Here is a 25,200-nt window from a genome sequence, read left to right as displayed (position 1 = left end):
TTATTTGGTTTGCCGGATATGCCGGCGGCGACGCAGGGTCGACACGCCGGCGATGCAGATGGCCAGCCAGCCATAGCTTTCCGCCATGGCCGCCAGCACATCGCTCAGGTAATGCGCGCCCAGGTAGATGCGGCTGAAACCCACGAGTGACGCCATCAGGAAGGCACCCAGCGCTATGGCGATGCGCTTGCCCCACGCGCCCGGCGCCGTCTGGCAAATCAGGTAGGCGGCCAGCAAGCCGTACAGGGCCGTCGAGGTGGCCGTATGACCACTGGGAAAGCTGTAGGTGCTGAGGGCCGTCTGCAAGATGGGCTCGTCAAAACTGGGCCGCGCACGGACAAAAATGTACTTTAGCAGGAGGTTCAAAAACATGACGCCCGGCATGGTAATGACCAGGGTAAACAGCCAGTAGGTGGCGCCCTTGCGGTGCAGATACCAGCCCAGCAGGGTCGCCAGGGTGATGGCGCCGATCACGCCATGCAGGTGCGTGACGACCAGCAGGCAACTGGTGATCCATGGCACGGCATGCTGGTTGAACCAGTGCGCCACCTGCAAGTCGATCACCGTGATTTGTTGCATGCCCATCACGGCTTCGGCGATTTCGTGAAAGACCACGATGGCCACCAGCATCAGGGCCACGCCGACCGTCATGTGCAGGCCCAGTTCGCCCTCGGGCGACAGGCGCGCTTCGACGAAGCGGCGCAGTCTCGTGGTCCAGCCCGTGGTCATGCCCATGTCATTCTTCTCTTGCAAACTGCTCTCACTTTCCTGTTCGTGGTGATGATCAAAAAAACCACACCAGTAAAAAAATACTGTTTATTCATACAGTAGCTGTGTTTTCATACAGTAGTTATGCTATTCTGATGACTCGTTCAACACATCTCCCTCAAAGGAATTGTCATGGCAACATTGAATAGCGGTTTTGGCTCACGGTTCGGCCTGGAATACGCCCCAAGCTCTTTCCTCGTCCGCATGGGCAAGCGCGAAATCCTCGTTTGCCGCGACTTCCGCAAGCGCTACTACACCGTCAATCCCTTGATCGAGTGCGGTACGGGCATCGAGCCGGGCTATGTTGAAGTGCTGCTGATGCGCCGTTGGTTGCTTATTCTATCCAAGGCGCATTAAGAATGACTTTAAAACAAGGTGCTCGCACCCTGTTGTAAAGTCAGCTCGCCCGGCTCCGCCAGGAACACGACAGTACCGGCCAGCGGCAACAGCGCTGGCCGACCCCTCACTACTGTGTGCGTTCCGGCGCAGCCGGGCTGGCAGGTGTCTCAGCAGATGCGTCGGCAAGTGCGTTGGCAGGCGGTACGCTGCCAGACACATTCGCTTCGTACCAAAGCGTCACGAACAGCACCATCACGACGGGGCCGATGAACAGGCCCACGAGGCCCAGGGTTTCCACGCCGCCCAGAATGCCGAACAGCACGGCCAGGAAGGGCAAGCGGGTGGCGTTGCCGATCATGCCGGGACGCACGAAGTGGTCGGCCACGAATAGCACGACGGTGCCCCACGCGGCCACGCCGATGGCGCCGCCTACATTGCCCTGGAAAACCAGCAAGGCGGCGGCACACAGGTAAGCCAACGGAGCGCCAAAGGGGATGATGGCCAGGATGCCGGTAGCAAACGCCCACAGGGCCGGTGACGGCAAGCCGACGATGGCGTAGGCGATACCGATCAGCACGCCTTCCGCCAGACCCACCAGCACCAAGCCGTTGACGGTGGCGCGGATGGCCGTGGGAATCTTTTGCGCATAGCGGCCCCAGCGTTCAGGACGCAGGAAATGGCTGCCGACGGCCGTGATCTGGCGCGTCAGCGCTTCGCCATCCTTGTAAAAGAAAAACAGGCACAAGAAGGCCAGGCCGAAATCGACCAGGCGGTGGAACACGTCCGCGCCGAGGATTTTCAGCATGTCGCGCGCTGAATGAAAGCCGCCCACGGCGCTGCCCGCAAAGAAGTGACCGAGGCCGTGGGGCTGGCTCAGCGTGGCTTGCCACCAGTCGCCGATGGCGCTACCGGCCAGGGGAATGTGCGCCACCCAGTCCGGCACGGGCAAGCCCTCGGTATTCGCATGCACGATGAAATTGGCCAGCACGGGCACTTCGCGCGCCGCCTGCGCCACGCCGAACAGCACGGGTATGATGAAGATGCAGGCGAACGCCAGGGTCAGCGCGGCCGCCGCGATGATGGTGCGCTGCCCCAGCGCCGCACGCACGCGCAGGTACAAAGGCCAGGTGGCCACGCACAGGATGCCGGCCCACACGAGCGGCAAAAAGAAACGCTGCATGACGAAGGCCGTCACGGCAATCAGGGCCAGGGAAAAGCCTGCGCTGACGATGTCGCGCTGGGTATCGCTCATACCACTCCATTCGTGCCCGCCGTGGTGAGTAGTGGCGGGCTTGGCTACGCGCCAGTTGCGCAGGCGTAGCGTAACACGGCGGCATGACGATTTATACGAGGCCCAGCTCCACCGGTTTGACGCCGGCAAACACGTGATCGAGTTGCGCCGGCGTCAAGCCGAACGTGCGGCGCAGCAAGCCGCCCAGCACGGCGCGGTATTCATTCAGCACGGGCATGTCGCGGTTCTGGAACAAGTTCGCCGGCGAAATCGCCACCTGCTCGCCCGCCACCTGCTTGCCCTTGATGCCGCCGCCCAGCACCCAGAACACGCTGCCGTGGCCGTGATCCGTGCCGCGGTTGCCGTTTTCGCGGAAGGTGCGGCCAAATTCGCTGACCACCACCACCACGGTATTGCGCCATGCACTACCCATTTCCTGCGAAAACGCGGCCAGGCCCCGCCCCAGCTCATCGAAGCGCCCCGCCAGATAGCCGCTGGCGCCGCCCTGCCCCACATGCGTATCCCAGCCGCCCACATCGACAAAGCCGATGTTGTATTTGTCCTTCATCAAGCGGGCGATGCGCTGCGCTTCCAATTCAAAGCCCTTGGTACTGATGGCGTTGCGGTTGGCCGCCTGCATTTCTCCCGTCAACTCTTTCGCCACCTCGTCGCGCACGGCAAAGCCGGCGCTGACGGGTTGCTGCAAGGCCGTGCCCCGGTACATGGCGGCGATGACCTGGCTTTGACGCGCATCAATACCCGACTTGCCCACGGAGCGCAGCCCCATGTTCGGCACTTGCACGCCGCCCTGGAAGATCAGGGGCAACTGGTCCGTGAAGGAAATGGCGTGGTTGCTGCTATTCAGGCTTTGCGCCAGCCGGTTCAGGAAGCCCGAGCGGAAATCACGGCGCCCGCCGATCTCCTGTCCCAGTTCGATACTGTCCTGCGTCTCGAAATGGCTGCGCGTCAAATCCGTCGTGCCCGCAAATGGAATGAAGGCCGCCTCGCCACCATGGAACATGGGGTAAATGGTCTCGCGCAAGGCCGGATGCAGGGCCCAGTCGGCAGTCAATGTCAGCGCGCCGTTGTCCGCACCGGGTTTCGCAATGGCGATATTCGGCCGCGAGGCATAATAGAAGTCGCTGCCGACCGGCACCAGCAGGTTGTTGGCGTCATAGCCGCCGCGCAAGAAGACGAACAGCAGCCGGGCATTCGTGGCGGGCGCGGCCAGCAAGCTGCCCGCATGCGACAACAGGGGCGCGGCGGCCAGGGCTTTCAACAAGTCACGACGGTTCATGGCGATTCCTTCAGTGTAACTTAGCGGTGCATCATTTAACGATGCATCATTTCTGGCGACGACAGCAAAAACGTGTTCCACTCCTGCGGCGAAGCGGCCTGTTCCAGGGCCTGGCGCGTGGCCGGACTCAATGTTGGCTGCAGCGACTGGTAATACAGGGCGCTGGCCAGTTGCGGGAACGCCACTTTTTCCTGCGCCTGCGGGCCCTCCGTCTTGAACAGGCCGGCGCTGCCTGAACCGATGGTGCGGGCGATATCGAAGCGCGCCGTCATCTGACCGGGGCTGGCCCAGGAAGCGTCAGCCAGCGGATAGCCATCCGGTGTCTGGCGTCCGTACAAGGGCTGGCCCATGCGCGAAAGCCAGTTCAGCATGGGACCCGCGTTGAGGATGGGCTTGTCGTCATAGCTGAGGCGCACGGCCGACACCACATAATGCATGGGGTCCTTGAATTTCTTGCCCAGCGACTGCCGGAACTCCGGACTGCTGAACATGGTCTGCAGCACGTCGGCGATCATGCCGTCGCTGTGCTGGAAGGTGGCCGCCATGCGCGCCACCAACGGCTCGGGCGGATTGTCGCTGACGAAATACTGGGCCAGCTTGCCGCTGATAAAATACGCGGTGGCGGGACTGCGGCTGAGGCGATCCAGCGCTTCATCGAGCTCGGCCAGTCCCCGGCCCTTCATCGTTTGTCCGAGGAATTGTTTATCGCCGTAATCGTGGCGGTTCGGATTGAATTCGAACAAGCCCCGGCGCACGTATTGCGACTGCAGCGCCGGTTTGACTTTCGGCGTGTCCGCTCCCAAGTTTGCACCCAAGTTCACCCCCACCCCGGTCAGGATGCGCCCTAGCTCCTGCACATCCGTCTGGGTGTAGCCACCATTCACGCCCAGCGTGTGCAACTCCATCAGCTCGCGCGCATAGTTTTCATTGATGCGCTTGACGGCATTGGCTTCATTGTCCAGGTAGCGCAACATGGCCGGATGGTGGACGGTGGCGCCCAGCAAGTCACGAAATTTCCCCAAGGCATGCGGCGCGATGGCATTCGCCTCGTAATCACCCACCATCGCGCGCAAGTTGTGCTTGCCCTGGTGCACGCTGAAATGGTTGAGCCAGAACCAGCTCAGTTGCTGCTGCAACTGGTTCGGCGAATACACGTCCAGCAACAGCGAACGCGTGGCCGCCTCGCGCGCCAGGCGGGCGAGTTCCTGTTGGTAATCCTTTTGCGCCTGCTGCTTCGCCATATCGTCCATAACGCCAGCCGACTCCTTGCGCTTTTGCTCCATAGAAATCACCAATTGATCCAGCGGCACCTGGCTGATGGTCATGGCGTCGATCTGCGCCTGGACGGCAGGCGGCAAGGTCGTTTTTCCTGGGTGCAACTGCGCCTGCAGGTAAGCGTTCCAGCCTTGCGCCTGCAATTGGCGCACGCTGCCGCCGTTCACGCCCCAGCTGATGCGCTCGAGCATGGCGATGCCTTGCGCGGCATTGTCAGGCGCGGCGACGGCATGCTGCTCGGCCGGCGGCGCCGTCGCGGCGCAGCCGGCCAGCAATAGCAAGCAAATCAAGGTCGTCGGCAGCAGTCGGCTGGGGGTCATGGCTATCCTTCAAGCGGTTTCATGCAGAATGCCTGAGGGTACGCCCAGGTTGACCCGTGCATGATTGCCATTTGCAACGAGTTGTAATCAATCGTGCTGTTATACCAACTCCGCGCACTTGTCGCGCAGGAAATCGCGCAGCTGCAGCACCAGGGGCGTCACTTGCGTCCGGTGCATGCACACCAGCTGCAAGGGCGTTGCCTCGCCCGCCACTTCGGGCAGCAGCACGTGCAGGCGGCCGGCGGCCAGGTCGCCAGCGACGTCCAGCCGCGATTTGTAGGCAATGCCCAGGCCCGCCACGGACCAGCGCCGTACCAGCTCGGCATCGTCGGCGCTGCGGTTGCCGCTCACGGAGATCGTGACTTGCTCGCGCTGGGGCAGGCGGTAAAAAGTCCAGCGGTCGTGCAAGCCATCTTCCAGCGCGAAGCGCAAGCAATTGTGCTGAGGCAAGTCTTCCAGCGTCAGCAAGGGGCCATGCGCGCGCAGGTAGTCGGGCGAGGCCACGAGCACGCGGTCGTTGGCGGGCGCAATCGGCATGGCGATCATGGACGAATCGTCCTGCTGGCCGTAACGCAAGGCAATGTCCACTTGCTGACGCACCATGTCGGCCACCCGGTCGCTGACGCTGAGCTGGTACTGCAGCTTGGGATGGCGCGACTGGAATTCATCCAGCCAGCCCAGCATCAGGTTGCGGCCCAGGTCGGAGGGCATGGCGATTTTCAAAGTTCCGCCGAAACTGTCCTTGCCGGCCAGCAGTGCGTCGTGGCCCGCGCGCAGCACGCGCAAGGCTTCGCGCGCATGTTCGAGGTATTGCGTGCCTTCCGGCGTCAGACTCAGAGAACGGGTCGTGCGGGCCAGCAGGCGCAAGCCCAGCTCCCCTTCCAGGCGCTTGACGGCGGCGCTGGCCAGCGCGGGCGAGATGCCGATCTCGCGCGCGGCCGCCGACAAACTGCCCCGGTCGGCCGTGCGCACAAACACCTGCAAGTCATCGAGTCGCAGCAATTTTCAGCATTCCTTTGAAAGTGTTTCGGTGCGCGCCCCCTGTTTCCAGGGTGGCATTGCCACCATCATACGGTATCCAATCAACGAGGAAGAACATGAAAGCCATCGCCTACCACCACAGCCTGCCCATTACCGATGCCGACGCCCTGCTCGACATCGAGCTGCCCACGCCCGTCGCCACGGGGCGCGACCTGCTCGTCGCCGTCAAGGCCATCTCCGTCAACCCCGTCGACGCCAAGGTGCGCAAGAACCGCGCCCCCAAGGGCGGCCAGCCGGAAGTGCTGGGCTGGGATGCGGCCGGCGTCGTCGCCGCCGTCGGCCCCGACGTGACCCTGTTCCAGGTCGGCGATAAAGTCTGGTACGCGGGCGCCATCAACCGCCCCGGCAGCAACAGCGAATTCCAGCTGGTCGACGAGCGCATCGTCGGCCACATGCCTGCCAGCCTGGACTTTGCTCCCGCCGCCGCCCTGCCCTTGACGGCGATTACGGCCTGGGAATTGCTGTTCGACCGCCTGCAGATCAGCCGCGACAAGAGTCTCACCGGCAAGTCCCTGCTGGTGATCGGCGCGGCGGGCGGTGTCGGTTCCGTGCTGGTGCAGCTGGCGCGGCAGTTGACGGGCGTGACCATCATCGGCACGGCCTCGCGCGCGGAAACGGCCGGCTGGGTCAGGGAACTGGGCGCCCACCACGTGATCGACCACAGCTTGCCGCTGGCGGGGGAAATCACGCGCCTGGGCTTGCCGCCCGTCGATTATGTGATCAGCCTGAACCAGACCGACAAGCATTTCGAGCAAATCGTGGAATTGATCGCGCCGCAAGGCAAGTTCGCCCTGATCGACGACCCCGAGCACATCGACGTGCGCAAGTTCAAGGGCAAGAGCGTGTCCCTGCACTGGGAACTGATGTTTACCCGCTCGCTGTTCCAGACGGAAGACATGGCCCAGCAGCACGCCTTGCTGGAAGAATTGGCGCAGCTGGTCGATGCGGGCGTCATCAAGACGACCCTGGCCGAACGCTTCGGCACGATCAACGCGCAAAACTTGAAGCGCGCGCATGCCCTGCTGGAAAGCAATACGGCGAAGGGCAAGATCGTGCTTGAAAATTTCCAGTAATCAGGTAATCAAAATGGCCCGGAAATCGTTGACGTTCGTCAATGTCGGGCCAGTGATCACACTATCTCCCAGCGCCTGGAAGAAGCCGTGGCCATCGTTGTTGTCCAGGCTGTCGCGGGGCTTGATGCCCAGCGCCCAGGCGCGCTGCAGGGTATCGGGCGCCAGAACCGCGCCGGCGATGTCTTCCTGGCCGTCGACGCCATCCGTGTCGCCGGCCAGCGCGTGTATGCCTGCATGCCCTTCCAGCGCGATGCCCAGCGCCAGCAAAAACTCCACATTGCGCCCGCCGCGCCCGTTGCCGCGCACGGTGACCGTCGTTTCGCCGCCCGACAGCAGCACGCACGGGGCGGGGAACGGCTGGCCCCGCAAAGCCGTTTGCAGCGCGATGCCGGCCATCACCTTGCCCACGTCGCGCGCCTCGCCTTCCAGGCTGTCGCCTAATATATATGGTGTGATACATGGCGTGATACCTGGCGTGATACCGGCCGCGCGCGCCACCTCTGCCGCCGCTTCCAGCGCCATCTGCGGCGTGGCGATCAGGGTCGTGCGCGTGCGCGCCAGGCGCGGGTCATCAGGTTTCACGGATTCGCCGCGCCCGCTTTCCAGCGTTGCTCGTATGCTGTCCGGCAAGACCATGCCATAGCGGCGCACGATGGCCAGCGCGTCGTCGCAGGTGGTGGCATCGCCCACCGTGGGACCGGAGGCGATATCGCCCAGCTTGTCGCCAGGCACGTCGGAAATAACCAGGGTCACGACTTGCGCCGGATGGCAGGCAGCCGCCAGCCGTCCCCCCTTGATGGCGGACAAATGGCGGCGCACGCAATTCATTTCGCCGATGGTGGCGCCGGACGCCAGCAGTGTGCGGTTCAAAGCTTGCTTGTCTTCCAGGGTGATGCCGTCCAGGGGCAAGGCCAGCAGGGACGAGCCGCCGCCCGAAATCAGGCACAGCACGGTATCCTCGGCCTGCAAGTTACCCACCAGATCGAGCATGCGCCGCGCGGCCTGCATGCCGGCCGCGTCCGGCACGGGATGCGACGCTTCGACGATCTCGATGCGCTCGCATGGCACGGCGTAACCGTAGCGCGTCACCACCAGCCCGGAGAGCGGCCCCGGCCAGTGCTGTTCCACGGCTTGCGCCATGGCCGCCGACGCCTTGCCGGCGCCGATGACGATCAAACGCCCCTTGGGCGCGGGCGGCAGATGCGGCGGCACGCAGTGCGATGGCTGGGCCGCGGCGATGGCCGCGTGGAACATGGCTTGCAGCAAGGCGCGCGGCGCTGGGGTCGTCGTCATTGTTTTCTCCTCCGGTATCCGAACCCGATCATAGCAGTGCCGGCAGCCTGGCAGCTAGAATGGCGTCTTGAGCACATCACAGGAATAGCATGAACGACGCCATCGAATGGACCAGTCTTGCCCGCACTTTCGGGCTGTTTACCGTCACGGCCGTGGCCGAATTGCTGGGCTGCTACCTGCCCATGCTGTGGCTGAGCAACAAAGGCAGCGCCTGGCTGCTGTTGCCGGCCGCCATCAGCCTCTTGATCTTCGTGTGGCTGCTGACCCTGCATCCAGCCGCCAGCGGCAGGGTGTACGCCACGTATGGCGCCATCTATATCGCCACGGCCCTGGGATGGCTGTGGCTGGTGGACGGCATCACGCCCGCCTGGACGGACATCGCCGGCGTGGGCCTGGCCCTGGCCGGCGCCGCCGTCATTGCCATGGGGCACAAGGCGGCTTGATTTGCCTCAGGCGGCATGCGCGCGGAAGTTCGTTTCCGCCGACCACGCCGCGCTGGCACGGGCCAGCAAAACCGCTTCACCATCGGCCAGCCAGTCGTCGGCATCGGCGATCTTCCACATGGCTTGCAGCAACTTGCGGCGCAAGTCCGGGTCATCGATTTCATCGAGCAGGCTGTCGATCACGCCATTGGCCAGTTGCACGGCACCATGCACGGTGGAGGTCAGCATGTCGTCGCACAAGTCTTGCAGCAGTTGCTGGAAGGCGGCCGGCGCCAAGTCGATATGCTCGAGAATCTTGCTGCGGTGCATGGCTTGCAGCTCGGTGCTGGCCAGGTTGCCGTCGACCACCATCATCAGGGCCAGGATACGTCCCGCTGCCTGAGGACTGTTCATTTCATAGGTACGCATAGTTTCTCTTCCATTGTGAGTTTAAAAAGCGCGCCACCGCCCTGCGGGGCGCGCCATATCGCTGTTAAATTCGCTGTTTATTTCTTGTCGCTGCGGGTGATGAACACGCTCGCCACGCAACTAGCCACGATCAGGACTGCCACCACCAGCAACGACGCTTCCACCGGCACGTGGTACCACGGCATGATCAGCATCTTGGCGCCGATGAACACCAGCACCATCGCCAGGCCATACTTGAGCATGTGGAAACGGTCAGCCACATCCACCAGCAGGAAGTACAGGGCACGCAAGCCCATGATGGCGAACAGGTTCGACGTAAAGACGATGAACGGGTCCGTCGTGATGGCGAAAATCGCCGGGATCGAATCGACCGCGAAGATCAGGTCCGTCACCTCAATCAGGATCAGCACCAGGAACAGCGGCGTGACATAGCGCAAACCGCCCTTGGCCACGAAGAAACGCTCACCATGGTCGCCGTCGGCCACCCGCAGGTGGCGGCGGGCAAAACGCAGCACCGGGTTGTTCGCCACGTCCGGCTCCGCATCGGCCGCCACCAGCATGCGCATGCCGGTAATTAACAGGAAGGCGCCAAACAGGTACAGCACCCAGCTGAACTCGCTCACCACCCAGGCACCGGCCAGTATCATCACGGCACGCATGACGATCGCGCCCAGCACGCCGTAAATCAGGACCCGGCGCTGGTACTGGATCGGCACCTGGAAGGCGCTGAAGATCAGCAGGAAGACGAACACGTTATCGACGGACAGCGCTTTCTCGATCAGGTAGCCGGAGAAAAATTCCAGCGCCTTCTGGTTGGCGATCTCGGGACCGGCCGTGCCGTTCAGATACCACCACAGGCCGCCGTTGAACAGCAGGGCCAGGCTGACCCACACCAGCGACCACGTTGCCGCTTCCTTGACGCCCACCTTGTGCGCCTTGTTGCCGCCGAAGACGAACAGGTCCAGCGCCAGCATGAACAGGACGAATACGATGAAGCCGGCCCACATGGGTGCCGTCGCAATGCTTTCCAGGCCGTTCATCGGCGGCCTCCGCAACTGTCTGTTTGTATCCTGATGCCCATGACACTCTCCTTGCATGAATTGAGCAGCCATCATAGTCTCAATCCAAACATCGAACAAATCGAATATAATTTACGAATACATCGAAAAATTCGATGTATTTATTTTCCGGGAAAACCATGTCGACACTCAACTTCAAGCACTTGCGCTATTTCTGGATGGTGGCCAAGACGGGCAGCATCGCCCGCGCGGCCGAACAGCTGCACCTGACGCCGCAATCGATTTCCGGCCAGCTCAGCGACTTTGCCGAAACCCTGGGCGTGGAATTGTTCCGCCGCAGCGGGCGCCAGTTGGAATTGACGGATACGGGCCGGCGCATCCTCAGCCATGCCGAAAGCATTTTCAGCACGGGCGATGCATTGCTGGAAATCGTGCGCGACCAGTCGCGCACGGCGACAACGACCTTTCGCGTGGGCTGCGCCGATTCCGTGTCAAAACTGATCGCCTGCCGCCTGGTCGCGCCGGCACTGGGCCTGGCCGAGCCGCTGCGCATCATTTGCCGTGAAGGCCGGCTGGCCAGCCTGTTGGCGGACCTGGCCGTGCACCGGCTGGACCTGATCATGGCGGACCGCCCCATGCCGGCCCACTTGAGCGTGCGCGGCTTTAACCATTTACTGGGTGAGAGCGGCATGACCCTGTTCGGCACGCCTACCCTGGCCGCCACGCTGACCGGGGGCTTCCCGCAATGCCTGGATGGCGCGCCGCTGCTTCTGCCGGGCGAAGACTTCGCCATCTACGGGCGCTTGCTGCAATGGCTCGGCGACAACCATCTGCACCCGCGCATCGTCGGCGAGTTTGACGACAGCGCCATGATGAAGGCCTTCGGCCAGTCCGGCGCGGGCCTGTTCTTTGCGCCCACCGTCATCGCGCCCCAGGTCTGCGAGCAATATGCCGTGGTGGCACTGGGCCGGGTCGACAGCCTGGTCGAGCAAGTGTATGCAATCACCACGGAACGGCGTTTGAGCCACCCGGCCACCATCGCCATCAGCCAGAGCGCGCGGCACGAGCTGTTCGTGTAGCTACCAGCCGCTGACGACGATTTTCCCCGGCTGCCCGCCCCGCTCCAGCAGCGCATGCGCGCGCAACACGGTGGCTGCATTGAAGGGCGACAAACGCTGCCGCACAGTGTGGCGCAGAACGCCCTCGTCCAGCAACGCCGCCACACGGGTCAGGATGCGCTGCTGTTCCTGCATATCGTCGGTGGCGTACAGGGGCCGCGTAAACACCATTTCCCAGTGCAGCGACACGCTCTTGCCTTTCAGCGGCGCCGCGTCGAAAGCATCGTGGTCGTCGATGACGGCCAGCTTGCCGTGCGGCGCGATGATCTGCGTCAATGCCGCAAAGTGTCGCGCCGTGTGCGACAGGGCGGCGATGTGGCGCACGGGCGCCAGTTTCAATGCTACCACCTGTTCCGGCATGGGCAGCGTATGGTCGATCACGTGATGCGCACCCATGGTGCGGCACCACTCCATGCTGTCGCCGCGCGAGGCCGTGGCGATCACCGTCAGCCCCGTCAACTGACGCGCCAGCTGGATCAGCATCGAGCCAACGCCGCCCGCGCCACCGAGCACCAGCAGGCTGCCCCGCGGCTGCGTGTCGCCGGGCGTGATGGCAAAACGCTCGAACAGCAGCTGCCACGCCGTCAGCGCCGCCAGCGGCACGCCGGCCGCCTGCGCAAAATCCAGCGTCGCCGGCATGCGCGCGGCGATGCGCTCATCGACCAGGTGGTATTCGGCATTCGCGCCCGCGCGGTCGAACGAGCCCGCGTAATACACGGCTTGCCCAGGCGCCAGCAGGGTCACTTCGCTGCCCACGGCATGCACGATGCCGGCCGCGTCCCAGCCCAAGGTCACGACACGCTCCGGCACTTCTACCCGCCCCGCACGCACCTTGGTGTCAAGCGGGTTGACGCCCACGGCGCGCACTTGCACCAGCACCTCGCGCGGGCCGGGCACCGGCATCGCCCCCGTCATGTCGAACAGGCCATCCTCGTCGTCCACGCTGCTGCCCTTCCTGAATCCGATCATCTTCATTGCCTACCCCTACAGATAAAAGTCCATGGTAAGCAGCCACGCGATAAAGAAAAATATGCTTCAATGCGTTTCACTACTGACCAAACTGCCATGAATCATGCAAAACCAGGAAACAGATAATCTCTCCGGCGTGGCCCTGTTCGTGCAATTGGCGCAAGCGGGCAGCTTTGTTGCCGCCGCGCGCCAGGCCGGCATTTCGCCATCGGCCGTCAGCAAGAGCCTGGCGCGGCTGGAGCAGCGGCTGGGCGCGCGCCTGTTCCAGCGCAGCACGCGCCAATTGAGCTTGACGGCGGAGGGCAAGCTCTTCCTCGCGCGCAGCAAGACCATCCTGGCCGAAATGCAAGCGGCGCAGGATGAACTGGCGGGCCATCTGGCGCCGCACGGGCGTCTGCGCCTGGGCTTGCCGGAACTGGGCGGCCTGTTCCTGCCCGCGCTGGCCGATTTCGCCCAACTACACCCCGCCATCGCCCTCGACCTGGACTTTTCCGATGCGCTGACCGATGTCGTCGGCGATGGCTTCGACGCCGTCATCCGCATCGGAGCGCCCCGCGATTCGCGCCTGGCGGCCCGCAAGCTGGGCCAGTTCCGCTCCTGCCTGGTGGCCTCGCCCGCCTATCTGGCGCGCCACGGCACGCCTAGCCACCCCCTTGAGCTGCAACACCATGCTTGCCTGCACTACCGTTTCCGCCACAGCGGCAAGATCGAACAGTGGCAGCTGCGCCAGGACGATGGCGAGGCGGCGCCGGACTTGCCGCAGTCCATGATCTGCAACAACGTGGAAGCGCGCCTGCACTTCGCCCGGCAAGGGCTGGGCATCGCCTGGCTGCCCGACTTTCATGTGCGCAGCGCCATCGCTGATGGCAGCCTGATCGAGGTGCTGATGGACTACGCCATCGCCGACCATCCGGCCCACGGTTGCTGGCTGCTATGGCCGTCCGGGCCGCACCTGGCGCCGAAAGTGCGCGCCCTCGTCGATTTCCTGGCCAAGGCGGCCATTCTGTCGCCTCTTGCCCACAAGCCTCTTACCCACAAATAAGTCAGGTGTAAGATGCAACGAAATACATTTGGACAAATATGTCTTTATAATGGCAAGCCTCCCCGACGCCTTGCGCGCCCTACCCTGGATTTGCCGCAATGAAGCACTTGCACGATATTCCCTCTGCCTTCAAGCATGAATTTGCCAACCCGCGCCTGTGGTGGTCGCGCGCCGTCGTCGTCGGCATGGCCGCCATCGCGGGCCTCGTCGTCGTCGGCTTTACGTGGCTGGCGGAGGAAGCGCTGGACTTGTTTCTCTTTTTTAACGGCAAGGCCTGGTGGTTCGCGCTGCTGTGGACGCCCGCCTGCGCCGCCCTGCTAGTCTGGCTGACGCGCCGCTATGCGATGGGCGCGGCCGGTTCCGGCATCCCGCAAGTGATGGCCACCTTGGACCCGGCCGTGGCACCCGAACAGCGCTCCTTGTTTGTCTCCCTGAAACTGAGTGCCGCGAAGATAGGCTTGACGGCGGGCGGCTTGCTGGGCGGATTGTCGCTGGGACGCGAAGGCCCGTCCGTGCAAATCGCCGCCGGCGTGATGCTGGCCGCGCGCCGCTGGCTGCCGCGCCACTCGCAGGTGAGCGCCCATTCGCTGCTGGTGGCCGGCGGCGCAGCCGGCATCGCGGCCGCCTTCAACACGCCGCTGGCGGGCGTCATGTTTGCCATCGAGGAACTCTCTCGCTCGCCGGAGCAGCGCAACAGCGGCCTGATCGTCGCCGGCATCGTGCTGGCCGGCGTGATGGCCGTCTCCATTCACGGCAACGCCACCCACTTCGGCATCATCCATCCCGGCCCCATCGGCCTGGCGCTGGCCTTGCCAGGTTTGCTAGTGACGCTGGTGGCGGGCGTGGCCGGCGGCCTGTTCGCCAGGCTGCTGCTGGCCTCCGCCCGGGGCAATCCGCTGGGCAAACTGTCCGCGTGGAGAAGAGGCCGGCCCGTGCTGTTCGCCGCCGTCTGCGGTCTGCTGGTGGCGGCCATCGGCATCGCCAGCCATGGCGCCACGTTCGGCAGCGGCACTGTGGCCACGCGCGCCATGCTGGAAGGCTCGTCCGAAGCGGCCCCTGCCTTTGTTGCCTTCAAATATGTAGCGACCTGGCTGACCGTCTGGTCGGGCGTGCCGGCCGGCATCTTCGCGCCCTCGCTGGCCATCGGCGCCGGCATCGGGCATGACATTGCGCAACTGCTGCACTATCCGCACGCGCCCGCCCTGATCGCACTGGGCATGGTGGGCTTCCTGGCCGCCGCCACGCAGGCGCCGCTGACGGCTTTTATTATTGTCATGGAAATGGTTGATGGCCACGGCATGGTGCTGAGCCTGATGGCGTGCGCCGTGGTGGCCAGCACGGTCTCGCGCGTACTCAGCGAACCGCTGTACGGGGCGCTGGCGCAGTTGCAGCTGCAACGGCTGCCGCAGGCCAGCCGGGACACTACATCGTAAACTACATCGTAAACGGAAACGGCTGCATGCCCGCCTGCCTGTCATCGGGCGCGACCACGGCCAGCAAGGCGTTCAAGCCCTGGTTCAGGTGCGCCAGGCTGTCGGCATCGAGCTGGCTCAGCGCGCTGGGCAGCAAGCCGCGCGCCGGCTGCGGCGCGCCGGCGATCACGGCCTGCCCTTCCACCGTCAGGGTCAGGGTAACCACGCGCTGGTCGGGTTGGTCGCGCGCCTTGCGCACATAGACTTTTTTCACCAGCGCATCAACCAGGTTGCTGGCCGTCGTCTGGTGGATGGACATCTTGCTGGCCAGCTCGCCCATGCGCAAGCCTGGCCGCTCCAGCAACTCCTGCATCACCCACAATTGCGCGCCCGACACGCCACATTGTTTCTCGATCTGTGCCGAGTGCCGCTGCGCCGCGCGCATGACGACGCGCATGTTTTGCAAGGCCATGCCTTGCGCCCTGGCCATCGCCGAAACTTCCGCATCTACCACCATTGCCTCCAGTTATCCTGCCGGCTTCGCGCCTGCTGGCGGGCCGGAATCCGTACATGATACCTGCAAAGGCGGATGCGCCCCTAGAGCCTATAGCCCGGCAGGCAATGGCGCTCCGGCCTGCCAAGCTTTCTGCCACACCTGTTTGCCCCGCTTGTCCCAGCGGCGCTCGATACCCTGCTTCTTGCCCTGCTCATACGGCACTAACTGCAGCAGGCTGCCGTCGCTGGCCCAGACTTGCAGCAAGCCATGGCGCTGGCCATCGCGCATGGGGGTGACCTTGGCGCGCACGCCATTGTCATACCATTCCGTCACATCGCCCTGCTCGCGCCCCTGCACATCCTGTTGCCAGGCGATCGACGGCTTGCCGTTGCTGCCCCACTTTTGCATGCTGAGCAACTTGCCCTTGCGGTACAGGGCTTTTTGCGCCAGTTGGCCATTGTCGTGGCTTTCAAACGACCAGCCATCGGCTTCGCCATCCACCCAGACCTTGCGCGCGAGCACCTTGCCATCCTCGGCCAGGGTGAGGAACTCGCCATCCTGCTTGTCATGGATAAAATGACTGCGCTGAAACAGCTTGCCATCGGCGTAAAACACTTCCTGCAAGCCATGCATCTTGCCGCCTTTCAGGAAGGCGTGGCTGCTCATCTTGCCATTCGGCCCGTATGACACGTACTCGCCATCGGCCATCTGCTTGCCGTGGTAGCGGATGCGGTTCATCAGCTGGCCATTTTCATGGTAATTCTCGGAGATGCTGTCGCGCCCGGTCGGCAGCAGGGTCACGCGCTGCTTGACTTGCCCGTTTGCATAGAATGACGCGCCGCCGGTCAGCACATTGCCCTTGGCGTCCAGCCTCTCATCGCGGGCCAGCTGTCCATTCGGGTAATACCACTTGCGCAGGTGGACGAAGCTGGCCTGGCGCAAATCGGGGTCGGTGGCATAGGTTTCAAAGGCCAGCACGCCCGGCGTATCGGGAAATTCGAGCCGTACATGCCAGGCGCCCAACGCCGCGTCGCACACGGGCGGCGTACGCAACGCATATACGGCATGGCGCACGTCGCTCGCCGCATAGTCTTCGTCCAGGTAGATGCTCTTGTCCTGCGCTGGCTGCCGCTCCGGTGCCGGAGCCTGCTGTTGCTCCTGTGCCTGCGCCGCCAACGGCAGGGCCGTCATGAGCGCCGCCAGCAGCGCCAGGCGCACTCTCCGCATGGTCTGTCGATATGGCATGCGATCCCTTACTTCGCCGCCACGGGCTGGCCATCCTGCCACGCCTGTTCCAGCACCGGCTTGCCGGCCTGGTCCCATTGGCGCTCGATGCCGTGCTTCTTGCCGTGTTCGTACGGCACGATCTGCCGCAGGCTGCCGTCGCTGTACCAAGTCTGTAGCAAGCCGTGGCGCTGGCCGTGGACAAACGGAATCACGCTGGCGCGCACGCCGTTTGCATGCCAGTCCGTCGTATCGCCATGGTCGCGCCCCTGTGCGTCTTTCTGCCAAGCAAAGATGGGCCGGCCATTCGGCCCCCACGTTTGCAAGCTGAGCTCGGCACCTTTCTTGTACAGCGTCTTGTTTGACAGGACGCCATTGTCATGGCTTTCAAACGACCAACCGTCGGGCTGGTCGTGCACCCACACGGTCTTGGCCAGCACGCTGCCGTCCTGGGCATACCTGACAAACTCGCCCTCGCGCTTACCATCGACGAACCGTCCCCAGCGATGCAGCTTGCCACCGGCATACAACGATTCCTGCACGCCATCCATCTTGCCATTGCGTCGATACGAGCGGCTGCTGACGGCCCCATTCGCGTCAAACGACACATGCTCGCCATCGGCCATCTCGTCGTCGTGATACAGCGTCTTGTACGCCAACTGACCATTCTCGTGATACGTTTCCGAGATACTGTCGCGCCCGTTCGGCAACGCGGTCACCCGCTGCTTGACCTGGCCATTCTCGAAGTACACGCAGCCGCCGAGCAGCTCCTCGCCTTGGGCATTGAAGTAGGTGTCGCGCAGCAGCTGGCCATTCTCGTAGTAATACTTGCGAAAACGCACGAACTTGACCTGGCTCAGGTCGAGGTCCGTGGCATAGGTTTCAAAGGCCAGCACGCCCGACGTATCGGGAAATTCGAGCCGTACATGCCAGGCGCCCAACGCCTCGTCGCGCACGGGCGGCGTACGCAACGCATACGCGGCATGGCGCTGGTTGCTCGGCATGAAATTTTCATCCAGATACATGGTCTGGTCTTCCTCCTGTAGCGTTGGCGTTGACGTTGGCGTTGACCCCGCTGGCTGTTCCTGTGCCGCCAGCGGCAAAGCCAGGGCCATGCCCAGCAGGGCTGCCAGTGCCACGCGCGTCGTCTGTGGTGTGTGCATTGTGTTCCGTTGCAATGTTATGGTGCGGCTGCCATCATAATGGAAAGCAACGCTTTCCCCTGTCACGAAAGAAATCCATGCACTTGCCAGCCGCCCCCAGCGACACCCAGATACTGGCCATCATCGATGCCTGGATCGCCGACCTGGCGCGCGGCGATTACGCGTGCGCCCATGCGCGCACGGCGCACGACGCGTATTACGGCTGGACGCCGGCGCTGCTGCGCGCCGTGATCGAAGGTTATGGTTCGCCGGAAGCGTATGCGGATGGCAGCGTGTATCGCGTCACGCCGGCGGCACAGGCCAGCGGCGCGGCGCACGAACGCTGCGTCGAACGCCCTGAGTGCCAGGATGGCGGCGCGGCGCTTGCCGAGGCGCGCCACGCCCTGCCCCTGAACGGCGCCTGGTCCGACCTGACCGCCACGTTTCGCGTGGAAGGCACGGCGCTGGGCGCCCGGCTGGTCTTACAGGAAATGCACGTTTTCTAAGCCGCGCCATCCTTGACGGGTGACAACTGGCTCGCATGCAAGCGCGCATACGCGCCGCCCTGCTGCAGCAAGGCTGCATGGCTGCCCGACTCCACCAGGCGCCCGCCCTGCATGACGACGATGCGGTCGGCGCTTTCGATGGTGGATAACCTGTGAGCGATGACGATGGTGGTGCGGTTGCGCATCAGCACTTCCAGCGCCGCCTGCACCTGTCGCTCCGACTCCGTGTCCAGCGCGCTGGTGGCTTCGTCCAGCAGCAGGATGGGCGCATCCTTGTACAGGGCGCGCGCAATCGCCAGGCGCTGGCGTTGCCCGCCCGACAGGCGCGAACCGTTCTGTCCCGCCTGCGTTGCGTAGCCTTGCGGCAGTTGCATGATGAAATCGTGGGCATAGGCGGCGCGCGCCGACGCTTCGATTCTGTCCTGGTCCGGGGCCGGGTCGCCGTATGCGATATTCGCCGCCATGGTGTCGTTGAACAAAATCACATCCTGACTGACTAGGGCGAACTGGCGCCGCAGGGCCAGCAAGGAGTAATCGCGCACGTCCACGCCGTCGAGCAAAATCTGGCCGCCGCTGACGTCATAGAAGCGCGGCAGCAAGCCCAGCAAGGTCGTCTTGCCGCCGCCGGAGCCGCCTACCAGGGCCACCGTTTCGCCGGCGCGGATATCGAGCGTGATATCGCTCAAGGCCGTGGGCGCATCGGGATCGTCGCTGTTGTAGCGGAATTGGACGTTTTGCAAGGATAGATTGCCCTGCACCGTGGCCGGGGCGATGCTGCCAGGGTCCGGTTCCAGCGGCGTATCGATCAAGCCGAAGACGGACTCTGCCGCCGCCAGGCCCCGCTGCAGCGGTTCATTGATTTTCGTCAAATTCTTGATCGGCGACTGCATCGCCATCAGCGCACCCATGAAGGCGACGAAGGCGCCCGGCGTGATGGCGCCGCTTTGCGCGCGCAGCATGGCAAAGTAAATCACGGAGGACAGGGTAATGCCGACGAGCATCATGATGAAGCCGGAATTCATGGCCGAGGTGGCCGCATGCTTGACGGCCAGCTGGCGGTTGCGCTTGACCACGTCGACGAAGCGCGCCTGTTCATAATCTTGCCCGCTGAAAATTTTCACCACGCGTTGGCCGGCTATGCTTTCGTCCAGCACGGACGTCAGTTCACCCACGGCTTGCTGCGAACTCTTGCTCAAGTGGCGCATGCGACGTCCCGCCAGGGTCACGACGATGGCCACGATGGGCATCGAGGCCATGCAGAACAGGGCCAGTTTCACGTCTATGCTGAACAGCAAGATCAGGTAGCCGATGGTGGCGACGGAATCGCGCACCATCACATTGAGCACGTTCAAGCCCGCCTGTGATACCTGGCTGGCGTCGAAGGCCACGCGCGACTGCGTCAAACTGGTGGTGGTGGTATCGAAAAAGCGGCTGGGCAGGCGCATGATGGTGGCGAACATTTTTTCGCGCAAATCGGCCTGCACCCGGCTCGATAGCCATACGGAACCGTAATCGCCGGCAAAACTGGAGACCATGCGCAGCACGGCCAGGCCCAGGATGGTGACGGGAATCACCCACAAGTCCACCTGTCCTGCCTGTGCCGGCAGGAAACGGTCGACCCAGCCCTGCAGCATGCCCATCACGCCGGACGCGGGCGCCACCTGTGCGCTGGCCGTCGTGCGCATGGCGTCGACGACATTTTGCAACTGGCGGATTAACAACACATCGGTGGCGGACGCCACGCCCACGGCCAGCAAAGTGGCGGCAACGATGGCGCCATAGCGGCGAAACTGGCCGACCAGGCGGAAAAACAGGAGGCGACTTTGCTGCATGCAAATGGTAAAAGTGAGGGTAAAGCGTGATTCTAACCGCTGCAACACTTACTTATGAGAAAGTCGTTCCTTGCCGGTGCAGAACCGGCAAGGACAAGCACGGACTATCAGCTCTTTGCCACTTTCCACGCAGCACTGCCAGCCTTGCACACTTTCAGCTTCAGAGTCTGTTCCTGGCCCTTGGCGTTCAAGCCCACCTGCACCATGCGGCAGGTTTGCGCATCCGTCTTTTGCGTCTCGCTGGCCGTGATCTCGGCAGCAATACGCACGGAATTGCGCAAGCCTTCATTGCTCCATTGCACAGTTTCGCCATCTTTCTTGTCATTGAGCACGTCGGTGACGGCCTTCACGAAGACGGGCTTGTCGTTCTTGTTCAGGTAAGCCATCGGCGTATCGGCCAGGAAACCCAGGCCGACGGCGGAAGCGGAGGCGCTGAAGACGACGCTGCCGAGTATCAGGGTGGACAGCAATGTGGCGGGACGAATACGCATGGAAAACTCCTTATAAAGAAATAAGTGGGAACTGCCGGGACGCCCCTAGGCCGGGATCCGCCGGCGAAATACCCGGTGCCAGCAAAGCATCGATGCTGGACACAAAATAGATCGCCGACAACAGCGCCGCGGAAAAATCCAGCAGCCTGTCTGTTTTGCTGACGCCATCATAGCCTACGCCATACATTTGCCGCAGCATGCCCTTGGTCACCGTGATGTCGCGGCAAAAACCGACAATGCCCGCCTCGCTAGCCATCCGCATCGCGCGCCAGGCTGGCATGCCGCTGGCCAGCTTTTGCCGCCGCGACGGCTTTGTCGACGACACGGCCGGCGACGCCCCCCCCCTGTCGAAGGAAACACGGGACAAGCTTACCGTCTGGCAAGCCGATGCTACATTTTTTTCCATAAAGCAAGTGCACGCTTGACTTGCCACGGCCGCTGCGGGCTTTCAATGGCAATAGTTTCCTATAATTAAGTTGCCGGCAGCCACTCTCCCGGCGCGGCGGCAATGAAAGCATCGTCGACGGCCCAGTTGAGCATGGCGGAAACGGCGGGCATGGCCATGATCGCCGATGGCGAGGCGCAGGTATTGCGTCGCGTGCGCCAGTAGCTGATGCTGGGCGCGACGCAGATCAAGATGCTGGCGGGCGGCGGCGTCGCGTCGATGTACGACCCGCTCGACAGCACCCAGTAGTCGGAACGCGCACTGCGCGCCGGTATGGAAGCGGCCGCCGACTGGGGCACGTATGTGATGGCCCACGTCTACACGCCGAAAGGCATACAGCGCGCCATCCGCGCAAGCGTGCGCAGCATCGAGCATGGCCAGCTGGCCAAGCTCACGCGCTTTTACGATCCCTAGACCCTGCCGGCGCAGGCGACGGGACAGAATGGCGACTGCTGGCCCTGTCCGGCCGGCACTCGCCCTTCCCGGTAAGCATCGACAAGGACAAATTGAGCACACCAATGGCAAGCTGAAGGCGGGCGCGTTGGCAACGGCGATGGCTTGCCGCATAATGCGCGCATGTTCAAACTGACTTTTCTCGGCACGTCTTCCGGCGTGCCCACGCGCCACCGCAACGTCACCTCGCTGGCCCTGCACACCACGCACAACCGCGACTGGTGGATGATCGATTGCGGCGAAGCCACACAGCATCGGCTGCAGCGCCTGCCCTTGTCCGTGCACGACCTGGTGGGCATCTGCATCACCCACGTGCATGGCGACCACAGCTACGGACTGCCGGGCTTGCTGGCCAGCGCCTCGATGACGGGGCGCAAGAAGCCTTTGCTGCTGATCGCCCCGGCCGCCATCAAGGCCTGGATCGACGCGACCCTGCTGCACACGGAACTGTTCTTGACATATCCGCTGATCCACATCGACGTCGATAGCGCGCCAGTCGTGCATGAGGAGGCGGGCTTGACCATCGAGCGCCATGCGCTGTCGCACCGCGCACCCAGCGTCGCTTATCGTTTTGCGCTGGAAACAAGCAGATGGAAACTGGACAAGGCCGCCCTGCAGGCGGCTGGCGTGCCGCCCGGTCCCGCCTGGGGACTCTTGCAGGCGGGCCAGGATGCGATCCGGGATGATGGCACGGTATTGCGCGCCGCCACTTTCCGCCAGGTGAAAACGCAACGCGCCACGGTAGTGATCGGCGGCGACAACGACACGCCAGCGTTGCTGGCGGACGCTTGTGCGGACGCGCAGCTGCTCGTGCATGAAGCCACCTACACGGAAGCGATGCTGCAGAAAGTGGGCCCCGGCCCCACGCACAGTTCCGTACAGCGCGTGGCGCAGTTTGCCGAAGCGGTCCGCTTGCCGAATCTGATCCTCACCCACTTCAGCGCCCGTTATCACAATGCGGACGGCATGGCCGAGCTGGAAGCGGAAGCGCGGCTGCATTACTCGGGTGAACTGTTTTTGGCACGCGATTTCGACAGCTATGAGCTCGATGCGGCCGGCGTGCTGACCAAGCTGCCGGCGAAATCCCACCAACAACCCATTAGTGGGGATTGACGCCGTACTGCGCCGCATAGTCGGCCGCCAGCGTGCGCGCCGCTTGCTGCTATGACGGCGTGAGGATTTCCAGCAACTGGTCGCGGTTCTTGACCAGCCGTATTCATTCTGTGCCGACAGGGAACCGGCCTCGGCCGCCTGACGCCCATACACGAGCGATTACGCCATATCTTGCGCGACGCCATTGCCGCTCGCATACATCAGAGGCAGATTGGCCAGCGAGGGTGGAAAGCCCGCTTGCGCGGCCGCCGTGAACAATTCCACCGCTTTCGGCAAGTCTTGCGTCACGACATGGCCCTGGTAATACAGGCTGGCCAGCAAATGCTGACCGGCCGGATCGCCAGTGCGTGCGGCCGCGTCGAATTATTTGAACGCCTCGGCGTGATGACCGTCGTTATAAGCGAGGATGCCCGCTTCATTAAAAGAGTCGCGAGAAGATGGCATAAAGATTTCTTATTCGGGTATTTTTGGGCATTGTACACAGCACTGTTTCGCGCAGAATGTACGATAGGGAACGGTGTGGCACATTGCCCAAATCATGCGTTATGATCATTCACGCACGATTCAATCTGGACGTTGCGCAAATATGCCTGCCCAAGAATATCTCCATGAAACTGACTGTCTTGTCTTTATCGCTGCTTTTATCCCTGATTTCCACCTCGGCTTATGGCGGCACGCTGCAGCTGGACAAAGCCGCGACAGGCAAAGTGCGGCAAGCCGCCGATATCCGTTATGCGAATCACGATGAAAAACAGACGTATCAACTGAAAATCGGGAAGCAGTGGATACCTGGCAGTTGTAGCGGCAGCGGCACGGGCAATTTGCACGCGCTGCTGCTGGACATGAATTTTGACGGCCATGCCGACCTGTGGGTCACCGGCTACACGGAAAGCCAGGGGCGCATCCGCTGTTCCGATGTGTGGCTGTGGGATGCGTCAGCGAAGCAATACAGTTTCAACAAGCCATTATCAGCGATTCCGAATCTGGATATCAACATAGCCGATCAAGGAATTGAAGGCGGCATCGCCAATTGCGGCTGCGCGGCGCAATGCTTTTATGAAGACAGCTATGCCTGGCGTGCTGACAAATTAATCACCATCGCACGGCGCGAACAGGATTGTGAGCGCTACCGGGAATATCGCTTGAATGACAAGAATGACTTGCTCATCGTCAAGGATGAAATCATCGATAGCGGCAATCCCGGACAGCAGGCAATAGAGAACACCAAAACCTATGACTGGCAGCGCCATGCGCACATCATGCGCAAACCCTGGGAATGAGCTTTATCCAAGTTCTACTCACCGTTGATCCGACACCATCGCAACCATACAACACATGACGACACATCCAGCATCGATTACTTTCCATGCCGCCAAGGCGGAAGACACCCCGGCCTTCATCGCATTGCGCGGCAAGACGCGGCAAAACGCCATTTCCGCAGAGCGCCTGGCGGAAGTGGGCATTACGGCCGAGTCCTGGGCCGAGATGATGCGCTCAGGCAGCTTGCCCGGCCAGGTCTGCCATCACGACGGCCAGCTGGTCGGCTACTGCTTTGGCGAGCGCGACACGGGAGAAATCATCGTCCTGGCCCTGCTACCGGAATTCGAAGGCCTCGGTATCGGCAAGACCATGCTGGAATTGGTGATGACGGAACTGCGCGCACAGGGCCATCAACGGCTGTTCCTGGGCTGCTCCAGCGACCCCGCCTCACGCTCCTATGGCTTTTACCGCTACCTGGGCTGGACGGCGACGGGAGAGACGGACAAATATGGCGACGATGTGCTGGAGTTTCACTTTACGGCCTAGCGTCTAGCCCGGCACGCGGTTGGCATCCCACACGCGCAGGATCTGCGTAATGGCAGCGTCAAACACGACGTAGCCAACGCCATCGCGCGCCTGGATCGACACGCCCGATAAAAAGCTGTCGAAGACGGCGGCCAGCGCCGCTGCATCCGTACCATCGGGCAATTCGCCGCTGACCATGCCCCGCTCGACGCAGCGCACGAAGCCGGCACGCGTGCGCGTGCGCGAGGCCGTGAGCGGTGCGGCCACGGCCGCATGTTCGGCCGTCGGCGCGCTCATGCAGCCGAGCGCCACCATGCAGCCAGGTGGATGTCCCACATCGGACTGCATGCTGGCCGACTGGCGCAATGCCAGCTCGATGGCCGCGCGCGGTGCCAGGCCATCGTCCCACAGGCATTCCGTCACACGCGCAAAGGTATCCAGATAGCATTGCGCCGCTTCGCGGAACAGTGCTTCCTTCGAGCCGAACGCCGCATAAAAGCTGGGCGCGGAAATGCCGCCGCCCAGGCTCGCCTTGAGCTGGCTCAAGGACGTCGATTCATAACCCTGCTGCCAGAATAAAAACATGGCCTGCTCGACCGCTGCCTGCCGGTCGAACGTGCGCGGCCGTCCCATTTGCGCCATCCATCGCTCCTTCTCATCTCCTT

27 protein-coding genes and 2 pseudogenes are annotated in these 25,200 nt (G+C 63.0%); 12 read left to right on the top strand and 17 right to left on the bottom strand.

The genetic code is table 11. The features are described from left to right. Positions 1–735, bottom strand: coding sequence for a phosphatase PAP2 family protein (locus ACQ4W7_RS12150; RefSeq protein WP_426072485.1), 735 nt, complete (start codon positions 733–735; stop codon positions 1–3). A gap of 165 nt (positions 736–900) precedes the next feature. On the opposite strand from ACQ4W7_RS12150, the gene ACQ4W7_RS12145 reads away from it, so the two are divergent. Then, a complete protein-coding gene (locus ACQ4W7_RS12145; RefSeq protein WP_010396348.1) occupies positions 901–1,125 on the top strand; it encodes a hypothetical protein in 225 nt (74 codons plus the stop codon). A 109-nt stretch (positions 1,126–1,234) separates the two neighbouring features. On the opposite strand, the gene ACQ4W7_RS12140 is transcribed toward ACQ4W7_RS12145, so the two are convergent. The 4 genes from ACQ4W7_RS12140 to ACQ4W7_RS12125 form a co-directional block, all read right to left on the bottom strand. Then, entirely contained in the window at positions 1,235–2,359 is a 1,125-nt protein-coding gene (locus ACQ4W7_RS12140; protein ID WP_436530735.1) for an AI-2E family transporter, read from the bottom strand. A 91-nt stretch (positions 2,360–2,450) separates the two neighbouring features. Next, positions 2,451–3,635: a DUF1501 domain-containing protein gene (locus tag ACQ4W7_RS12135; protein WP_436530733.1), complete on the bottom strand. Its 1,185-nt coding sequence runs from the start codon at positions 3,633–3,635 to the stop codon at positions 2,451–2,453. Between the two features lie 35 nt (positions 3,636–3,670). After that, positions 3,671–5,230, bottom strand: coding sequence for a DUF1800 domain-containing protein (locus tag ACQ4W7_RS12130; RefSeq protein WP_436530731.1), 1,560 nt, complete (start codon positions 5,228–5,230; stop codon positions 3,671–3,673). Between the two features lie 99 nt (positions 5,231–5,329). Further along, positions 5,330–6,232, bottom strand: a complete 903-nt coding sequence (locus ACQ4W7_RS12125) for a LysR family transcriptional regulator (protein WP_426072489.1) — start codon at positions 6,230–6,232, stop codon at positions 5,330–5,332. A 95-nt stretch (positions 6,233–6,327) separates the two neighbouring features. Here ACQ4W7_RS12125 and ACQ4W7_RS12120 point away from each other — a divergent pair, with 95 nt between their 5' ends. Then, a complete protein-coding gene (locus ACQ4W7_RS12120; RefSeq protein WP_426072490.1) occupies positions 6,328–7,344 on the top strand; it encodes a zinc-binding alcohol dehydrogenase family protein in 1,017 nt (338 codons plus the stop codon). On the opposite strand, the gene ACQ4W7_RS12115 is transcribed toward ACQ4W7_RS12120, so the two are convergent. Beyond that, complete coding sequence (locus ACQ4W7_RS12115) at positions 7,345–8,637, bottom strand: glycerate kinase type-2 family protein (RefSeq protein WP_436530729.1); 1,293 nt, start codon at positions 8,635–8,637, stop codon at positions 7,345–7,347. A gap of 89 nt (positions 8,638–8,726) precedes the next feature. On the opposite strand from ACQ4W7_RS12115, the gene ACQ4W7_RS12110 reads away from it, so the two are divergent. Further along, positions 8,727–9,080, top strand: coding sequence for a YnfA family protein (locus ACQ4W7_RS12110; protein ID WP_101480338.1), 354 nt, complete (start codon positions 8,727–8,729; stop codon positions 9,078–9,080). A gap of 6 nt (positions 9,081–9,086) precedes the next feature. Here the strand turns inward: ACQ4W7_RS12110 and ACQ4W7_RS12105 are convergent, their stop codons facing one another. Together ACQ4W7_RS12105 and ACQ4W7_RS12100 are read right to left on the bottom strand one after the other, a co-directional pair. After that, positions 9,087–9,488 (bottom strand): tellurite resistance TerB family protein, encoded by a 402-nt coding sequence (locus ACQ4W7_RS12105; protein ID WP_426072492.1) that lies wholly within the window; start codon positions 9,486–9,488, stop codon positions 9,087–9,089. Positions 9,489–9,565: 77 nt separating this feature from the next. After that, entirely contained in the window at positions 9,566–10,528 is a 963-nt protein-coding gene (locus ACQ4W7_RS12100) for a TerC family protein (protein WP_426072493.1), read from the bottom strand. Positions 10,529–10,686: 158 nt separating this feature from the next. Here ACQ4W7_RS12100 and nhaR point away from each other — a divergent pair, with 158 nt between their 5' ends. Beyond that, positions 10,687–11,586, top strand: a complete 900-nt coding sequence (gene nhaR / locus ACQ4W7_RS12095) for a transcriptional activator NhaR (protein WP_426072494.1) — start codon at positions 10,687–10,689, stop codon at positions 11,584–11,586. Here nhaR and ACQ4W7_RS12090 read toward each other — a convergent pair whose 3' ends face one another. Next, positions 11,587–12,600, bottom strand: a complete 1,014-nt coding sequence (locus ACQ4W7_RS12090; protein ID WP_436530726.1) for a zinc-binding alcohol dehydrogenase family protein — start codon at positions 12,598–12,600, stop codon at positions 11,587–11,589. Positions 12,601–12,697: 97 nt separating this feature from the next. Here ACQ4W7_RS12090 and ACQ4W7_RS12085 point away from each other — a divergent pair, with 97 nt between their 5' ends. Both ACQ4W7_RS12085 and ACQ4W7_RS12080 read left to right on the top strand, forming a co-directional pair. Beyond that, positions 12,698–13,636, top strand: coding sequence for a LysR family transcriptional regulator (locus tag ACQ4W7_RS12085; RefSeq protein ID WP_436530724.1), 939 nt, complete (start codon positions 12,698–12,700; stop codon positions 13,634–13,636). Positions 13,637–13,734: 98 nt separating this feature from the next. Further along, positions 13,735–15,069, top strand: a complete 1,335-nt coding sequence (locus tag ACQ4W7_RS12080; RefSeq protein WP_436530722.1) for a chloride channel protein — start codon at positions 13,735–13,737, stop codon at positions 15,067–15,069. A gap of 1 nt (position 15,070) precedes the next feature. Here ACQ4W7_RS12080 and ACQ4W7_RS12075 read toward each other — a convergent pair whose 3' ends face one another. The 3 genes from ACQ4W7_RS12075 to ACQ4W7_RS12065 form a co-directional block, all read right to left on the bottom strand. Beyond that, the gene (locus ACQ4W7_RS12075; RefSeq protein ID WP_436530720.1) at positions 15,071–15,520 is read right to left on the bottom strand and encodes a MarR family winged helix-turn-helix transcriptional regulator; all 450 of its coding nucleotides are present in this window, start codon (positions 15,518–15,520) and stop codon (positions 15,071–15,073) included. A 132-nt stretch (positions 15,521–15,652) separates the two neighbouring features. Then, a complete protein-coding gene (locus ACQ4W7_RS12070) occupies positions 15,653–16,771 on the bottom strand; it encodes a toxin-antitoxin system YwqK family antitoxin (protein WP_436530718.1) in 1,119 nt (372 codons plus the stop codon). Between the two features lie 26 nt (positions 16,772–16,797). Next, on the bottom strand, positions 16,798–17,931 hold the full coding sequence (locus tag ACQ4W7_RS12065; RefSeq protein WP_436530716.1) for a toxin-antitoxin system YwqK family antitoxin: 1,134 nt from the start codon (positions 17,929–17,931) through the stop codon (positions 16,798–16,800). Between the two features lie 77 nt (positions 17,932–18,008). On the opposite strand from ACQ4W7_RS12065, the gene ACQ4W7_RS12060 reads away from it, so the two are divergent. Continuing rightward, entirely contained in the window at positions 18,009–18,416 is a 408-nt protein-coding gene (locus ACQ4W7_RS12060) for a hypothetical protein (RefSeq protein WP_436530714.1), read from the top strand. Here the strand turns inward: ACQ4W7_RS12060 and msbA are convergent. From msbA to ACQ4W7_RS12045, 3 genes are all read right to left on the bottom strand, one after another. Then, complete coding sequence (gene msbA / locus ACQ4W7_RS12055) at positions 18,413–20,248, bottom strand: lipid A export permease/ATP-binding protein MsbA (protein ID WP_436530712.1); 1,836 nt, start codon at positions 20,246–20,248, stop codon at positions 18,413–18,415. The two genes, ACQ4W7_RS12060 and msbA, sit on opposite strands and share 4 nt — an antisense overlap. A gap of 107 nt (positions 20,249–20,355) precedes the next feature. Then, a complete protein-coding gene (locus ACQ4W7_RS12050; RefSeq protein WP_426072503.1) occupies positions 20,356–20,739 on the bottom strand; it encodes a hypothetical protein in 384 nt (127 codons plus the stop codon). A gap of 10 nt (positions 20,740–20,749) precedes the next feature. Then, positions 20,750–20,995 carry a hypothetical protein gene (locus tag ACQ4W7_RS12045; protein WP_436530710.1) on the bottom strand — a complete coding sequence of 82 codons (246 nt, stop codon included), beginning with the start codon at positions 20,993–20,995 and terminating at the stop codon, positions 20,750–20,752. Here ACQ4W7_RS12045 and ACQ4W7_RS12040 point away from each other — a divergent pair. The 3 genes and pseudogenes from ACQ4W7_RS12040 (at position 20,976) to ACQ4W7_RS12030 (ending at position 22,750) form a co-directional block, all read left to right on the top strand. Further along, positions 20,976–21,164: a hypothetical protein gene (locus ACQ4W7_RS12040; protein WP_436530708.1), complete on the top strand. Its 189-nt coding sequence runs from the start codon at positions 20,976–20,978 to the stop codon at positions 21,162–21,164. The two genes, ACQ4W7_RS12045 and ACQ4W7_RS12040, sit on opposite strands and share 20 nt — an antisense overlap. Before the next feature lie 107 nt (positions 21,165–21,271). Continuing rightward, positions 21,272–21,571 (top strand): annotated as a pseudogene (locus ACQ4W7_RS12035) (amidohydrolase family protein); the annotation flags it as partial. Positions 21,572–21,760: 189 nt separating this feature from the next. Beyond that, positions 21,761–22,750 (top strand): ribonuclease Z, encoded by a 990-nt coding sequence (locus ACQ4W7_RS12030; RefSeq protein ID WP_426072505.1) that lies wholly within the window; start codon positions 21,761–21,763, stop codon positions 22,748–22,750. A 159-nt stretch (positions 22,751–22,909) separates the two neighbouring features. On the opposite strand, the pseudogene ACQ4W7_RS12025 reads toward ACQ4W7_RS12030, so the two are convergent. Further along, positions 22,910–23,074: pseudogene (locus ACQ4W7_RS12025) on the bottom strand (hypothetical protein); the annotation flags it as partial. A 176-nt stretch (positions 23,075–23,250) separates the two neighbouring features. Between ACQ4W7_RS12025 and ACQ4W7_RS12020 the strand changes: the two are divergent. Together ACQ4W7_RS12020 and ACQ4W7_RS12015 are read left to right on the top strand one after the other, a co-directional pair. Continuing rightward, positions 23,251–24,030, top strand: a complete 780-nt coding sequence (locus ACQ4W7_RS12020; RefSeq protein ID WP_436530705.1) for an XAC2610-related protein — start codon at positions 23,251–23,253, stop codon at positions 24,028–24,030. Positions 24,031–24,085: 55 nt separating this feature from the next. Then, entirely contained in the window at positions 24,086–24,556 is a 471-nt protein-coding gene (locus ACQ4W7_RS12015; protein ID WP_426072507.1) for a GNAT family N-acetyltransferase, read from the top strand. A 3-nt stretch (positions 24,557–24,559) separates the two neighbouring features. On the opposite strand, the gene ACQ4W7_RS12010 is transcribed toward ACQ4W7_RS12015, so the two are convergent. Continuing rightward, positions 24,560–25,177 carry a TetR/AcrR family transcriptional regulator gene (locus tag ACQ4W7_RS12010; protein WP_426072508.1) on the bottom strand — a complete coding sequence of 206 codons (618 nt, stop codon included), beginning with the start codon at positions 25,175–25,177 and terminating at the stop codon, positions 24,560–24,562. Positions 25,178–25,200: the final 23 nt, after the last annotated feature.

Origin of the sequence: Janthinobacterium algoris (assembly GCF_051380935.1) — a bacterium.
Lineage (GTDB): Bacteria > Pseudomonadota > Gammaproteobacteria > Burkholderiales > Burkholderiaceae_D > Janthinobacterium.
Note: the sequence above shows the minus strand (reverse complement) of the source record. Positions and strands in the feature narration are given on the sequence as shown.